The sequence below is a fragment of the Bacillus sp. FSL R5-0820 genome (genome assembly GCF_038593385.1).
Taxonomy (GTDB): Bacteria; Bacillota; Bacilli; order Bacillales; family Bacillaceae; genus Bacillus; species Bacillus altitudinis.
Genome location: NZ_CP151991.1, coordinates 3,445,414 through 3,459,757, shown reverse-complemented (window position 1 = coordinate 3,459,757; position 14,344 = coordinate 3,445,414). Strand labels below are relative to the sequence as shown.

At 40.7% G+C, this 14,344-nt stretch carries 14 protein-coding genes and 1 riboswitch; of the genes, 10 read left to right on the top strand and 4 right to left on the bottom strand.

Annotation, left to right across the window (positions count from 1 at the left end):
- Positions 1-74: 74 nt before the first annotated feature.
- Entirely contained in the window at positions 75-473 is a 399-nt protein-coding gene (locus NST15_RS17905; RefSeq protein ID WP_025208200.1) for a hypothetical protein, read from the top strand.
- 324 nt (positions 474-797) lie between these two features.
- Here the strand turns inward: NST15_RS17905 and NST15_RS17900 are convergent, their stop codons facing one another.
- Entirely contained in the window at positions 798-1,889 is a 1,092-nt protein-coding gene (locus NST15_RS17900) for a branched-chain amino acid aminotransferase (protein ID WP_156061543.1), read from the bottom strand.
- A gap of 359 nt (positions 1,890-2,248) precedes the next feature.
- Between NST15_RS17900 and NST15_RS17895 the strand changes: the two genes are divergently transcribed.
- The 5 genes from NST15_RS17895 to NST15_RS17875 all read left to right on the top strand — a co-directional run bounded on the left by NST15_RS17895 (position 2,249) and on the right by NST15_RS17875 (position 8,500).
- Positions 2,249-3,676 (top strand): right-handed parallel beta-helix repeat-containing protein, encoded by a 1,428-nt coding sequence (locus tag NST15_RS17895; protein ID WP_342498709.1) that lies wholly within the window; start codon positions 2,249-2,251, stop codon positions 3,674-3,676.
- 117 nt (positions 3,677-3,793) lie between these two features.
- Positions 3,794-3,903: riboswitch (SAM riboswitch) on the top strand.
- A 173-nt stretch (positions 3,904-4,076) separates the two neighbouring features.
- Entirely contained in the window at positions 4,077-5,195 is a 1,119-nt protein-coding gene (locus NST15_RS17890) for a sugar ABC transporter substrate-binding protein (RefSeq protein ID WP_007497873.1), read from the top strand.
- 72 nt (positions 5,196-5,267) lie between these two features.
- Entirely contained in the window at positions 5,268-6,764 is a 1,497-nt protein-coding gene (locus tag NST15_RS17885; protein WP_268412639.1) for a sugar ABC transporter ATP-binding protein, read from the top strand.
- The gene (locus NST15_RS17880) at positions 6,761-7,774 is read left to right on the top strand and encodes an ABC transporter permease (RefSeq protein ID WP_008345548.1); all 1,014 of its coding nucleotides are present in this window, start codon (positions 6,761-6,763) and stop codon (positions 7,772-7,774) included. The genes NST15_RS17885 and NST15_RS17880 overlap by 4 nt, the downstream gene beginning before the upstream one ends.
- A 93-nt stretch (positions 7,775-7,867) precedes the next feature.
- Complete coding sequence (locus NST15_RS17875) at positions 7,868-8,500, top strand: GTP pyrophosphokinase family protein (RefSeq protein ID WP_007497867.1); 633 nt, start codon at positions 7,868-7,870, stop codon at positions 8,498-8,500.
- A gap of 50 nt (positions 8,501-8,550) precedes the next feature.
- Here NST15_RS17875 and NST15_RS17870 read toward each other — a convergent pair whose 3' ends face one another.
- Complete coding sequence (locus NST15_RS17870) at positions 8,551-8,700, bottom strand: hypothetical protein (RefSeq protein ID WP_017368302.1); 150 nt, start codon at positions 8,698-8,700, stop codon at positions 8,551-8,553.
- A gap of 19 nt (positions 8,701-8,719) precedes the next feature.
- Positions 8,720-9,805, bottom strand: a complete 1,086-nt coding sequence (locus NST15_RS17865; RefSeq protein ID WP_342498708.1) for a Rap family tetratricopeptide repeat protein — start codon at positions 9,803-9,805, stop codon at positions 8,720-8,722.
- A 529-nt stretch (positions 9,806-10,334) separates the two neighbouring features.
- Between NST15_RS17865 and NST15_RS17860 the strand changes: the two genes are divergently transcribed.
- From NST15_RS17860 to NST15_RS17850, 3 genes are all read left to right on the top strand, one after another.
- A complete protein-coding gene (locus tag NST15_RS17860) occupies positions 10,335-11,099 on the top strand; it encodes a transporter substrate-binding domain-containing protein (protein WP_045033805.1) in 765 nt (254 codons plus the stop codon).
- Between the two features lie 70 nt (positions 11,100-11,169).
- Positions 11,170-11,814: an amino acid ABC transporter permease gene (locus NST15_RS17855; protein ID WP_007497860.1), complete on the top strand. Its 645-nt coding sequence runs from the start codon at positions 11,170-11,172 to the stop codon at positions 11,812-11,814.
- Complete coding sequence (locus NST15_RS17850) at positions 11,811-12,539, top strand: amino acid ABC transporter ATP-binding protein (RefSeq protein ID WP_025208197.1); 729 nt, start codon at positions 11,811-11,813, stop codon at positions 12,537-12,539. Before NST15_RS17855 ends, NST15_RS17850 begins: the two co-directional genes overlap by 4 nt.
- Before the next feature lie 87 nt (positions 12,540-12,626).
- Here NST15_RS17850 and NST15_RS17845 read toward each other — a convergent pair whose 3' ends face one another.
- Entirely contained in the window at positions 12,627-13,010 is a 384-nt protein-coding gene (locus tag NST15_RS17845) for a VOC family protein (RefSeq protein WP_008345541.1), read from the bottom strand.
- A 117-nt stretch (positions 13,011-13,127) separates the two neighbouring features.
- Between NST15_RS17845 and NST15_RS17840 the strand changes: the two genes are divergently transcribed.
- Positions 13,128-14,309, top strand: a complete 1,182-nt coding sequence (locus tag NST15_RS17840) for a class I SAM-dependent rRNA methyltransferase (protein WP_017360158.1) — start codon at positions 13,128-13,130, stop codon at positions 14,307-14,309.
- The last annotated feature ends 35 nt before the right edge of the window (positions 14,310-14,344 follow it).

The window sequence follows — 14,344 nt, the reverse complement described above, 5'->3', positions numbered from 1 at the left end:
ATATGGAAACCGGAGAAAGCAGTGTATGATAGAAAAAACAACATGTACTGCTTCAAAGAAAGGACGGTTAGAATATGGTGGCAATTGGTTTAATGCTTTACGGCTTTATCGTTCAACCTCTACTTAGTTACGGCACAGTGGTTTTGTTTTTGTATGGAATCATCGCTTCATTTATTGGTCTGATTCGGCATAGACAGGATGTGTGGATGTATGTTCTCCGCTTGCTCGTTTGTTTTACCATTCCAGTAACCAATCTGTTAATGTATTTCGCAACCATCGGTGGAGATGAAAGAGACTTTGATTTCCAGCCGATGCCGCCAGTTTATCATCTTGTTTTTATCCTAGAAATCATCATCGTCTTTTTACCAGAGATCTTTTTACTGATCGAGAGAAAGCGGAGTATCAAAGGGAAACAGTGGATATATGCAGGGGCCATTGTGGGGATATCGGTCTTGTTTTGGTGCACGATTTGATAAGAGGCTGACTGACATCTAAGTCTTTTTCGCCTTTTTGTTGCGTAACCTCTTTCGCCTCACCTTTACAAAAGTAATGGAAAGAACAAAGATAGAAATTCCGAGAAACTTAAATAGAAAACGGGTGAAGAACGATGAATCATCGAAACCTGTAGCGATGATGATTGATCCGATGCAAATCCCAAAAAACGCTAGTAAATAAGTAAAAAACATACCATCACTCCTTAAGTGTGGAATAGATCCATATTTTCCATTATGAGGTAGTGGAGGAGATAAAGAAACAAAAAAAGAACCCTTCATCAAATGAAAGGTTCTTTCGCTTGCTTATGCCTGCTTGACAACCGAATCGACTTCTACTGTCCAGCCGAAGATGTCTGGCTGAGTTCCTTTTTGGATTCCGGTAATCGCTTCGTACAATTTCTTCGATACTTCGCCTGTTTGACCATTTTGAATGACGTATGGCTGATCGTGATAAATTAATTCACCGACAGGAGAAATGACGGCTGCCGTTCCTGTTCCGAAGATTTCTTCAAGTTCACCTGACTGATGTGCTTCAATTAACTCATCAATTGAAATTTTACGTTCTGTCACAGGGATTTCCCAATGCTTTAACAGCTCAAGCACAGAATTCCGTGTGATCCCTTCTAAAATGCTGCCGTTCAGTTCAGGCGTCACGATTTCTCCGTTGATTTTAAAGAAGATATTCATACTACCGACTTCTTCAATATACTTTTTCTCGATGCCATCAAGCCACAGAACTTGTGAAAATCCTTTCGTTTCAGCAACTTGCTGTGCTTTCAGGCTTGATGCATAGTTTCCAGCTGTTTTGGCATTTCCTGTTCCGCCTTTAACAGCGCGGACAAATTCGTTTTCCACCGCAATTTTGACCGGATGAATGCCTTCTTTATAATAAGAACCTACTGGAGATAAAATGATGATCAGCTTATAGGTGCTTGACGGTGCAACACCTAAATAGGGCTCAGTAGAAATAATGAATGGACGAATATACAAAGAAGTGCCCTCTGCATCAGGTACCCAATCCTTATCAATGCGAATGAGTTCATTTAAGCCTTCTAAAACCGTTTCTGTATCAATTTGCGGGATACATAGGCGGTCATTTGATCTGTTTAAGCGTTCCATATTTTTTTCGGGACGGAATAAGAGAATCTTTTGATTCTCAGACACATACGCCTTCAAGCCTTCAAAAACAGATTGGCCATAATGATAAACCATAGAAGCTGGGTCCATTGGAATCGCCTGATAAGGAATAATTCTCGGATCATACCAGCCTTTATCAATTGAATAATCCATCACAAACATGTGGTCTGTGAAGATTTTTCCGAATTCAAGTTGATCAGATTGAGGTTTTGGTTTTTTTGTTGAACTAAGTTCAACGCGGATGGGTTGTTTTGGCATCGTAAATCTCCTTGCTGTTTGATTATTTGAAAATTCTAATAATATGAAATAATTATGATTCTATTCTATACCTTCACAAAATATTAGCAATAGGTTTTCTGGAATTCAGACAAGAAAAATCTGTTAAAGCGCTTTCCTCCTCTCTGTCGTGGTTTTACTGAAGTTTTCCCTTAGAAATAAAATCCAATTTCATTATTAACTGATTAATCTGACAATTTAAAAGCGATTTGTTTTCCTGTAAGATATTCTTTCAACCATACACCTTTTGACTAGTACATTGCAAGGGGCATTGCCATATTTTAATCCTCTTTTTTTTAACCGATAAAGGTAGAAGAGAGTGGAAGGGAGCAAACAACGAGATGAAACGAATGATATCAGGCGCCTTATTGATTTTATTGATGACCGCCATTAGTTTTGGCTGTCAAGCGATGACGGAGGAGGCTGGTGCGAAGCAAGGTACTGCCTATTACGTCGCAGCAAATGGGAACGACAAATATCCAGGGACAAAGCAAAAGCCTTTCCGTACGCTGAAAAAAGCGGCAAGTATCGCGAAAGCTGGGACAACAGTTTATATGAGAGGCGGTACATACAAAGAGAGATTGATTGTCCGCCATTCTGGAACAAAGAAAGCACCAGTTGTTTTTCAAGCGTATGGAAAAGAGAAGCCTGTCATTAGCGGAGCATCTCTTAAAGGAAATCAAGCAGACGGAGGTCTCGTGAAGCTTGATCAAAAAAGCTATATCACCCTGAAAGGTTTGACAGTCGGTCATATTAAAACGAATAAAGAAGATGTGACACCCATCGGTATATTCATCACAGGAAGCGGCAAAGGCGTCAAACTGCTTAACAACCGTGTGTACGACATTCAGACGACACATCAAAATGGGAATGCTCATGGCATTGCGGTCTATGGAACGAAAGCACCTGCAGCCATTGAAGACATCGAAATCAAAGGAAACACTGTGGAAAAGTTAAAGCTGGGTTTTAGTGAAGCCCTTGTGCTAAACGGAAACGTTAAAAAATTCCGCGTGACACATAATACAGTCCGGCATACGGACAATATCGGGATTGATTTAATTGGTTTTGAGAATGTCGCACCTTCTAAAAAGTATGATCAAGTGCGAAATGGTGTCGTATCTAGAAACAAAGTTTATGAGATTACGAGTGTTGGGAATCCAGCGTACGGCAAGGACATCTCCGCAGGAGGAATCTATGTGGATGGCGGGAAAGACATCGTGATTGATCATAACATCAGCCATCATAATGACCTTGGGATTGAGGTCACAAGTGAACATAAAGGGAAGATGGCCGAACGCATTCGCATTGAGCACAATCAAGTATATTTAAATCGTTATACAGGCATCTCCATCGGCGGCTATGACAAGAAGCGGGGCGGAACCACAAACACGACCATCTCCCATAACATTTTGTACAAAAATGACACAGCCGGCTTAGAAGGCGGTCAATTGCTCATGCAATATCAATCGGTGAACAATCGAATCACGAATAATATCATGACAGCCAGTGCTTCGCATTACTTAGTCGTGAATCTTTACGAAGTGAACAAGAAGAATACATTCCAAAAGAATGTCTACGATGACCGCAAAGGTGCAAAAGCCTCACAGTGGGTATGGCGCGGGAAATGGCTGGAAGGCTACAAAACGTATCGCTCGAAAAGCGGTCAAGATAAAGGATCAGCACACCTCAATCCCCAATTTGTGAATGAGAAAAAATATGATTTCCGTCTTAAGGCATCATCACCTGCTAAGAAAATCATCGGCAGTTAAACAAGGCATTCGGTGCAAATGATCATTTTAGAAATTTTCAAAAAAGTCATTGACATTGATGAGACATCACATTAAAGTAAAGAAGACATTTCAACTAAAACAAATTTCATAACGGATCTCTTATCAAGAGAGGCAGAGGGACTGGCCCTATGACGCCCAGCAACCGTTTCTATTTAAGAAATTGGTGCTAATTCCTGCAAAGCTGTTACAGCTTTGACAGATAAGAGAGGAAGACTTCCCGATACATGTTTCATGCAACGGTGATCAAGCCTCTCTTTATAAAGAGAGGCTTTTTTTGATCTCTTTTTTTAGAATCAAAAGACTGGGTTCACAGGCATATTTCCACTTCTTTACCTAGTTTTCCGATGTGAAAAATAAAACAACTTGAGGAGGAACAGTAATGAAACGTAAATATTGGACATCATCTCTTGTATTATTGACGGTCCTGACCGTGCTATTATCTGGTTGCGGTACGGGATCAAGCGCAGGCTCAAAGGCTAATGCAAACGAAAAGGTCTCCTTTGACAATGTCCCGAAGCGATTTGCAAAAGGACAGGGAGCAAAAATTAAAGTGATCCGTAAAATTGGCGGGGACGATCATACTGCTCAGTTTTTAGCAGGAACGAAGGCAGAAGGTGAAGCGCTAGGCTTTACAGTAGATGTCTACACGGCAAATGGTGATACGGCGAAGTTTCATGATGCCATTTCTCAAGCACTAGAAGAAAACTATGATGGCTTTATCATCTCTCATGGGGATGATGAGGCGACAGTCGCTGATGTGAAGAAGATCACAGCGAAAGGCATTCCAGTTGTGGCGTTTGATTCAAATCCGAAGCTGAAGGACATCAAAGGGGTCACAGTGACGTCTCAAGATGACGAGCAATTAGCGAAAAAATCATTAGATGCACTCGTGGCTGATTTTAAAGGGAAAGCAAATATTGCGTATCTTTGGGTAGACGGATTCCCTCCAATGGTGAGACGAAACAAGGTGTACCAAGAAACGCTCAAACAGCATACAGGAATCAAGGAACTTGACCGATTTGGCGTTGCGGCCTCTGATACATCAGTTCAAACACAAAATGCGGTTGCGGCGATGCTAAATAAATATCCAAAGGGTAAACTGGATGCGATTTTTGCCACGTGGGATGCATTTGCGATTGGTGCCGCAAGAGCTTTAAAAGAAGCAGGAAGAACCGAAGTGAAAATATACGGTATTGATGTATCTAATGCCGATCTGCAAGAAATGACTGCGAAAGACAGCCCTTGGAAGTACACTGCCGCTGTCGATCCGAAGCTCATTGGCGCAATCGACGTAAGGATTCTTGCGAAGAAACTAGCTGGCGAGAAAACGCCATCTTCCTATGACCTTGAGGCCTCTCTCATTTCACAAAAGCAGCTTCAGGATGCAGGAAAGGCCATCAATATGGTCAATCTTGCAGATGAAGTAAAAGGATTCGGATCATCGACTGCTTTTGAAGAAGACTGGATGAAGACCTTGAAGAAGCATTATGCAAAATAAACAACGTGCACTCTCTTTTCATAGAGGGTGTTTCGTTTTTCAATTGACGATCAGGAGAGAAGGAGGACACCTATGACAACGCCGCTAGTTCATATGAAAAACATTTCGATTGAATTCCCAGGAGTCAAAGCGTTAGATCAAGCAAATTTCACATTAAAAAAAGGCACAGTCCATGCCCTGATTGGGGCGAACGGCGCTGGGAAGTCAACGTTAATGAAAGTTCTCTCTGGTGCTCATTCACATTTTGAAGGAACCATCCACATCAATGGCGAGGCGGCGACCATTCATACTCCGAAGGATGCGGCCTCATACGGTGTGCAGACCGTCCATCAAGAAGTGGATACAGCTCTAGTGCCTTATTTAAGTGTTGGCGAAAATATGATGATTCATGAAATGGAGAAAAAAACCTTCGTCCGCTGGAAAGAGATTCACCGCAAGGCAGCACAGCTGTTAAAAGAGATGAATATTGACATCTCGACGAAGCGTCTTGTGAGTGATTTGACACTGGCAGAAAAACAAATGGTGCTCATTGCCAAGGCTGTGTCGATCAAATGCAGCATTTTAATTTTAGATGAACCAACCGCTCCACTTAGTCATGCAGAAACAAGCAAGTTATTCTCAATGATTCATCAATTGAAAAAGAACGGCACAGGCATCATTTTTATCTCGCATCGCATGCCGGAGATTTTCAACATCTGTGATGAACTGACTGTGATGAAGAATGGAACTGATGTGGCGGCGCACCTCATTAAAGAAACCGATCCAAAGCAGGTCATTGAAGAAATGCTTGGCGCGCCATTAGAGGATCAATTCCCATTCCGTACACCGCTAGAGGATGCACCGATTGTGCTTGATGTGAAAGAGTTGCATGACCAGCATAAATTAAACAACATTCATCTTCATGTGAAAAAAGGAGAAATTCTCGGGATTGCAGGACTAGTCGGTGCTGGTAAAACAGAATTGTGCAAAGCCCTATTCGGCGCCTCAGAAAAAAAGTCAGGCACTGTGCAGCTGCATGGTCAAACCATTCATATCAAGTCGCCTCATCACGCTGTGAGAGCGGGTATTGCCCTTGTGCCTGAGGAACGGAGAAAAGAAGGGATTCTAACAGAAGAAACTGTTGGATGGAACGTAACAGCTGCAAGTCTACGTTCGTTTACACGGCCGTTCAGCTTCTTACATCGTTCTAAGGAACGGAAGGCAGCAGATGGAATCGTCAAGCGGCTTGGCGTCAAGACACCTTCTCTTGAAGCGAAGGTGAAGCATCTCTCTGGTGGAAATCAGCAAAAGATTGCGATTGGAAAATGGCTGTTGGCTGAGGCGGATGTCTATCTCTTTGATGAACCAACCAAAGGTGTAGACGTTGGAGCAAAAAAGGACATTTTCTCCCTTATTGCAGAACTAGCTGCAAGAGGAAAAGCGGTTATTTATGCTTCAAGTGAGCTTTCAGAAATTGCAGGAATTGCCGACCGAGTATACGTCTTATATGATGGCAGCATTGCCCGGGAAATGACGGCACCAATGACTGAAGAAGAGCTTTTATATCATTCAACAGGAGGACAATCATGAGTGAACGACAAGTTTCAGCCCCAGTTCAACAAATCAAGAAACAGCGGCCATCCTTTCATCTGTTTGATTTCTTTTATCAATATGGCACCATCTTAACGATTGTCGTATTGATTGTTGTCTTTGCGGCAGCCAATCCGGCATTTTTACAGTCAGGAAATATCATCAATATTTTACGATCGATCTCGATTGTAACCATCATTGCGGTAGGGCTGACGATCTCCCTAGCAGTGAACGGCTTTGATTTATCTGTAGGCTCAGTTGCTACGTTATCAAATGCAATTGTGATCTCCATGTTTGTATGGTTCTCGCAAAACCCACTCATTGCGATCCTTTCTGCGCTGGCGGCTTCTCTTATTGTCGGTTTGCTGAATGCTTGGATGATTGTCAAAATGAAGATTCCAGATATGCTCATGACACTAGCCATGATGTTTATCATTCAAGGGCTGGCACAAACCTATACGAAAGGTGCGACCATTTCTGAAAATATGGTGCTGCCTGATGGCACTTTTTCAACTGGCACCATCCCTGCCTTTTTCAGCAAGATTGGGCAGGTCCCCTATATCATTTTGATTATGGCGGTTATTGTGCTTTTTGCACATGTTTTTATGACTTACACAAAGCATGGGCGATTGATGTATATCATTGGTGGAAATAAAGAAGCCGCTCGATTATCTGGTATTCATGTGAACAAATACAAAATCGCAGCATATCTCTTGTCTGCCTTATTTGCGGCGATCGGTGGTATCGTGCTGGCATCAAGGGTGATGACAGCAGAAATTAACGCAGGAACGCCATATTTAATGGATGGGGTAGCTGCTGCTTTTATTGGGTTTTCAGTCATGGGAGCAGGTAAACCAAACGCATTCGGTACATTTATTGGTGCGGTGCTCATCGGTATTTTGCAAAATGGACTTGTGATGATGTCTGTCCCGTATTATGCAATGGATATCGTGAAAGGATCTGTGCTTGCACTGGCACTCGCGCTGACTTATTACAAACAGCGTGGCTAAGATGTATTTTTTTAAAACCATTTGCGTCCTCTCTCCGTCTAGTAAACGGAAAGCAGTGTAACAGCTGTTTGCCAAAAGGAGATGACAAAAAGAATGAATATGTCAGCAACTCATGTAGAAGATTTGAAAAGTGTCATGGAAGACTGGAAAAATGAATTATTAGTATATAAATTTGCATTAGATGAAATGGATACAAAGTTTTCGATTATTAGTCAGGAATATAATTTAATCCATGGACACAACCCAATAGAGCATACAAAATCACGGATCAAATCCTTTGAAAGCATCGTGAATAAACTAGCGAGAAAAGGATGTGACATCACCACACAATGTGCCAAGGAGTACATACATGATATCGCTGGTGTCCGCATCATCTGTTCGTTTATTCAAGATATCTATAACATTATTGATGTTCTGAGGCAAAGAGAGGATTTAAAGATCCTTGAAGTGAAGGATTACATTCAGCATCCGAAACCAAATGGCTATCGAAGTCTTCATTTAATTGTTGAGATTCCTGTTTACTTAACGAATCGTGTGGAGCATGTGAAGGTTGAAATTCAGGTGCGGACCATTGCGATGGATTTCTGGGCGAGTCTCGAACATAAAATCTATTATAAACTGCAAAACGATGTTCCTCATCAGCTCACTGATGAACTAAAGGAAGCGGCAGATATCGCTCACTACTTAGATGAAAAAATGCAAAATATCAAACGAGAAATTGATTAACCAATAAAAAGAGTAGCTGTTTTGAATGACAGCTACTCTTTTCAGTCTTATTAAGGGTTGGTGCCTCGATCTCTCTTTTGAATGATCGTACCGTCATCTTGCGATTGTGCAGACGGGCTGCCTTTTTGTGTAGAAGTACCAATCCAAACACCTGTGAACAAGAGCGCAAAAATCGCACTTGAGATCAGCCATTTTTTCATCATACATCACTCCATCTTCTTAACAAGTTTTGAATGACAACGCCTTGTTCTGAAAATAAATCGCTTCTTTCGGAAGACCATTTTCAGTTAAGTAGGCGGCTACATCCTGACAGATAGCCTCAAGATCAACAAGGAAATTCATAGATTCTAATTGATCACAATAAGAAATGATCTGCTCAATCATGTTGTTTGGCTGGAGCATCAATGTTTCTAAAATGGATAATTTAAGTGAAATGTTTCGTTGTTTTAAATTTTCTGCTTTTTGAAGTGAAAGCTGTACATAATAGTGGAACAAACCAGGCTTTTTCAGCTTAAATAGCGCTTTCGTGTAGGCATACAAGGCCAGTAAATAACCGCCTGGAGAAGAAGTTTCGAATGCCTCAATCAATAAAGCTTTTTCTAGGAGCGGCACAGCTTCACTGTATTCACTTCTTAGACTTTTAATAAAGGCTGCATTGCAATATGCGTGACCAAGTAAATCCGGATCCTCCATCTGTTCTAGTGAGTAAATCACCTGTTGAAACAAAGTTTCTGCCTCATCATATTTAGATTGATCCGCATAATTCAGAGCAAGCATCATTTGACAGCTGATTGATTTTTTCACATAACATGGATCTGCGTCGTAAATAGACGAAGCCTTTTTTAAGTGGTGGATGGAGAGAAGTGTGGATCTTATATTATAGTATAGACATCCTGTTTTATAATGGAATTCTGCCTTTTCAATGTCATCATGTACGAGATCTAATTTATCCTCGGCCAATTTCAAATGGTGAAATGCTGTATCTTGATTCCCTCTGCGCATTTCATACATGCCTTTAAAGAAATAGAAATAGTAGCTGAGCATATCATCTGTACGAATCGCATTTTCATCCACAAAAAGACTGTGATCTAACGAAGCTGTATCTTCGACTAAATCTTTGAAACGGTATTCTAAAAGTTGATAGTAGAGTAAGACATCTTGATTCTCTTCCATTCGATCAAATGCTTGAAGAATCTCTTCTTTTAGCTGTATTGCTTCTTGTATGTCTCTTTTTTTCATCAAGACATACCAGTCATTTAGCATATTTGCTACATCAACGGATGACAAAACACCTGTTTCTTCCAATTGGTATCCTCCTTTCTTCACCTATTCATTTCTGCTGATTCTTATTTGTCTGAATCATCTTTCCATATTAAGTATCTTCTTATATTTTAAGCGGTCTATCTCAATTTGTAAAACATGTTTTTTGATGTAAATTCAACCAGTAGTGAAAAAAATAGGGAGTAGTGATCTAATTGTATACGCTTACATTTTTTTAGGTAAAAAGAGGATGTTCAAAAAAATATATCAGGATATCAATAGAGGAAGAGAGACAGTGAAAGAGGGTTTTTTCATAGGTGAGAAAGAAGTGGTATTTATAAAGGAGTGTTCGCGGTTTTTTGTGAGATTATATCACATGAATATTGTGAAACATGCTTCTTTCAGAATAAAATGAGTTATTCGCAAAAAAGTAAAATTTAAAGAGACTATCGATCTAGAATTGTATGGATCTTTGGTATTGATAAAAAATATCACACAGTATAGCTTTAGCGTGGTATAGTAAGATTGTTGTTGCGAATATTTAGACAAAACTGACAATTGGGGGTCGTGTTTTATGAAGAAATCGATGTTACTGATCATGGGACTAATTGTTGTGCTCGTCATGGCAGCCTGTGGTTCAAAATCGGACAGCGGTTCGGGAGAAGGCAAAGGCACATATAAAATCGGGATAGATACAACATATCCGCCATTTGAATTTGAAAAGGGCGGTAAATATGAGGGAATAGACGTTGATTTAATTAACGCAATTGCAAAAGACCAAGACTTCAAAGTGAAGCTTGAAGCAATGGATTTCTCAGGGATCATTCCAGCGATGCAAGCAGGTCAGCTTGATGTTGGAATGGGTGGTATGAGTATTACAGATGAGCGTAAAAAGAAAGTGGATTTCTCAGATCCATACTTCGACGCTGGTCTGACAGTTGTTGTGAAAAAGGACAGCAGCATTAAATCGATTGATGATTTAAAGGGGAAAAAGCTAGCTGTTAAAAATGGGACAACAGGTGCAAAATTTGCATCAGATAACGCAGACAAATATGGGTATGAAGTAGTTCAATTCAATGACAGTCCATCTATGTTCCAAGAAGTATCTAATGGAAATGCAGATGCTTTAATTGAGGATTATCCTGTCATTACGTATGCGATCGCACAGCAAGACTTGAAATTGAAAACAGTTGGAGACCGCTTGAATGGCGACCAATACGGGATCTCAGTCATGAAGGGGAAAAATCAGGACTTATTGAAGAAAATCAATAAAGGGCTGGAAAACCTAAAGAAAAACGGTGAATATGACAAAATTATTGAGAAATATTTGAAGTCATAACACAAGCGAGGCGCGCTCAGAGCGCGCTTTCTTTATGTGTCAACCGTATGTGAATTAGGGAGGGAGAAACATGGATACGATTGTTAATGCATTTCCGTATTTAATGGATGGTTTGCAAACCACTTTATATATCTTTGTTGTTGCTATCATTTTAGGTTTTATCATCGGGTTGATTGTGGCGTTATTCCGCCTGTCACCATTTAAAATCTTGAACTTTATTTCACTCGTTTTTGTCAATGCCATTCGAGGTACGCCATTTATCGTACAGCTATTCTTCATTTATTTTGGGCTTAATACACTTGAATTCATTTCGCTTGATCGAGTGCCGGCAGGGATTATTACAGTAGCGATTAATGCAGGAGCTTATTTCTCAGAAATTATTCGTGCAGGGATTCAGTCCATCGATAAAGGACAAACTGAAGCCGCACGCTCTTTAGGATTCACAGGTGGACAAAACATGCGTTTTATCGTTCTTCCACAGGCATTCCGCCGTATGCTTCCAGCCATTACGAACCAAGCCATCATCAGTTTGAAGGACACCTCTCTCTTATCGATTATCGGTATTGCTGATATCATGCAGCGGGGACAAGTTCAAGCATCGGCTACATTTGATCCTTTGAATGTCTGGCTCATTGTCGGTGTCATTTATTTCGTGATCATTTATTTACTTTCTCTACTGGCTAGCTACGCAGAAAGGAGATTTGATGTGAAATGAGTATGATTACGGTGAAAAACTTGAAGAAATCCTTTGGTGATAACGAAGTCTTAAAGGATATTAATGCAGTCATCGAGGAAAAAGAGGTTGTATGTGTCATTGGTCCTTCAGGGTCAGGGAAAAGCACATTTCTAAGATGTCTCAATAAATTAGAGGATATTACGGCTGGGGAAGTTGTTGTCCACGGACATACGATTACAGACCCAAAAGTGAATATCAATAAAGTACGACAAGAAGTTGGCATGGTGTTTCAGCACTTTAATTTATTTCCTCATAAAACCGTGTTAGAAAATATCACGATCGCACCGGTGAAAGTAAAAGGGATGGAGAAGAAAGCCGCAGTCGATAAAGCATTAGACTTGCTTGAAAAGGTCGGCTTGAAAGACAAGGCCAAAAGTTACCCTAACCAATTATCTGGTGGACAAAAACAGCGTGTTGCCATTGCAAGAGCCTTGGCGATGGACCCGAAAGTGCTCTTATTCGATGAGCCGACATCTGCTCTTGACCCTGAGGTCGTTGGGGATGTTTTAGCTGTTATGAAACAATTAGCAGTCGAAGGAATGACGATGATTGTCGTCACACATGAAATGGGCTTTGCAAGAGAAGTGGGAGATCGCGTGATCTTTATGGATGGCGGATATATCGTCGAAGAAGACAAACCAGAAGCACTCTTTGGAAACCCGCAGCACGAGCGTACCAAATCATTTCTTAGTAAGGTGCTATAAAAAAAGAGTAAGAGCAGGTATGCTCTTACTCTTTTTCTTTTGTGACGAGAATGAATATACCGATTCGCATGCATTTCCTAGGAAATATTATCGCTGGAAGAACTCAATCCACTCTTGGTCTGGCCCTCGGAAAAAGAAGTAGCAATAGCCATTGGGCAATGTTGTGATTTCTTCATCTATTAGCTCAATTTGCAGCTTTTGAATACGGTTAAATTCAGCGTGAATATTATCTGTTGTGAAGGCGAGATGGTGAACCTTTCCTTCAGATGGAAGGTCACTGCTATACCCTTGAATGAGTTCAATTTCCGTTTCCGCTTCGTCTTTAAAGCCAAGAAAGGCAAGTTCAATGACTCCGTTTGTATGAGTGATGCGATCCTTTAATTTCATGCCCACCACTTTTTCATAAAAATCAATGGACTGATCAATATTTGTCACCATAATCCCTGTATGATCTAAGCGTAATGTTGTCAAAAAAGAGCCTCCTCTATGTCGAGTTGATATTTTTCTCCTCATCTTATCATAATAGAAGTAACGTATACATTCATATGGTAGGATAGAGAGAGTCAATTTAGGATAAGGATGACACAAATGAAAAAAATCTCATTAAAACAAACATTTGCAGAACAAGTGAAAAAGGGATATCCGCTTATTTCAAAAGATGCTGTGTCGCGTGTGAACGGTGTACAGGAAGGCGAGCTCATTGAATGGGTAGATGAAAGAGGCTCTTTTTTAGGGAAAGGATATTATGGTGTGCAAAATAAAGGCATCGGTTGGGTGCTTTCCTTTGACGCTAACGAAAAAATAGATCAGCCCTTTTTTGTTTCTAAACTTGAACAGGCATCCAAAAGCAGAACGCATCTATTTCGTGATGCACAGACGACGGCTTTCCGTGTGTTCAATGGGGAAGGGGATGGAATTGGTGGAATCACGATTGATTATTATGATGGATTCTATCTCATCCAATGGTATAGCGAAGGTGTTTATACATTAAAAGAAGATGTATTGGCTGCGATTGAGCAGGTGTACCCTGACTATAAAGGCATTTATGAAAAGAAACGATTTGATACGTCTGGACAATATATCGAAGATGACGATTTTGTAAAAGGGGAGAAAGGTGAATTTCCTCTTATCGTCAAAGAAAATGGGATGAACGTGGCGGTTTATCTAAATGATGGTGCGATGACAGGTATTTTCCTTGATCAGCGTCATGTGCGAAAAGCAATTCGAGATCGCTATGCAAAAGGAAAGACCGTCCTTAATACGTTCTCTTATACCGGCGCTTTCTCTGTAGCAGCAGCGCTTGGCGGGGCAAGCCGTACGACAAGTGTAGATGTTGCAAACCGCAGTTTGAAAAAAACATCTGAGCAGTTTGAAGTGAATGGCATTGATGTAGACGGGCAGGATATCAAAGTCATGGATGTCTTTAAATATTTCCCGTTTGCGGCGAAAAAAGGCTGGAGCTATGATGTTGTGATCTTGGACCCACCTTCCTTTGCACGAACGAAGAAACACACATTCAGTGCGGCGAAGGATTATAAGAAACTATTAAAAGAAGCCATCCAGATCACAGCTGAGAACGGCGTCATTGTGGCGTCAACCAATAGCAGTGCATTTGGGATGAAAAAGTTTAAAGGATTTATTGCACAGGCCTTTAAAGAATCTGGGAAAACGTATCGTATTCTTGAGGAATATACACTTCCTGAGGACTTCCGTACAACGAAAAATTATCCTGAGGGGAACTATTTAAAGGTTGTCTTCATCCAAGCATAAGAAAAAGCCATTTTCCGATAAGGGGAAATGGCTTT

Excerpts from the sequence above, each read along its gene's own strand:
- NST15_RS17905 (WP_025208200.1), top strand. The coding sequence starts at position 75 with ATGGTGGCAATTGGTTTAATGCTTTACGGCTTTATCGTTCAACCTCTA.
- NST15_RS17895 (WP_342498709.1), top strand. The coding sequence starts at position 2,249 with ATGAAACGAATGATATCAGGCGCCTTATTGATTTTATTGATGACCGCC.
- NST15_RS17860 (WP_045033805.1), top strand. The coding sequence starts at position 10,335 with ATGAAGAAATCGATGTTACTGATCATGGGACTAATTGTTGTGCTCGTC.
- NST15_RS17870 (WP_017368302.1), bottom strand. The coding sequence starts at position 8,700 with ATGAAAAAATGGCTGATCTCAAGTGCGATTTTTGCGCTCTTGTTCACA.
- NST15_RS17855 (WP_007497860.1), top strand. The coding sequence starts at position 11,170 with ATGGATACGATTGTTAATGCATTTCCGTATTTAATGGATGGTTTGCAA.
- NST15_RS17885 (WP_268412639.1), top strand. The coding sequence starts at position 5,268 with ATGACAACGCCGCTAGTTCATATGAAAAACATTTCGATTGAATTCCCA.
- NST15_RS17840 (WP_017360158.1), top strand. The coding sequence starts at position 13,128 with ATGAAAAAAATCTCATTAAAACAAACATTTGCAGAACAAGTGAAAAAG.
- NST15_RS17890 (WP_007497873.1), top strand. The coding sequence starts at position 4,077 with ATGAAACGTAAATATTGGACATCATCTCTTGTATTATTGACGGTCCTG.
- NST15_RS17875 (WP_007497867.1), top strand. The coding sequence starts at position 7,868 with ATGAATATGTCAGCAACTCATGTAGAAGATTTGAAAAGTGTCATGGAA.
- NST15_RS17850 (WP_025208197.1), top strand. The coding sequence starts at position 11,811 with ATGAGTATGATTACGGTGAAAAACTTGAAGAAATCCTTTGGTGATAAC.
- NST15_RS17880 (WP_008345548.1), top strand. The coding sequence starts at position 6,761 with ATGAGTGAACGACAAGTTTCAGCCCCAGTTCAACAAATCAAGAAACAG.
- NST15_RS17900 (WP_156061543.1), bottom strand. The coding sequence starts at position 1,889 with ATGCCAAAACAACCCATCCGCGTTGAACTTAGTTCAACAAAAAAACCA.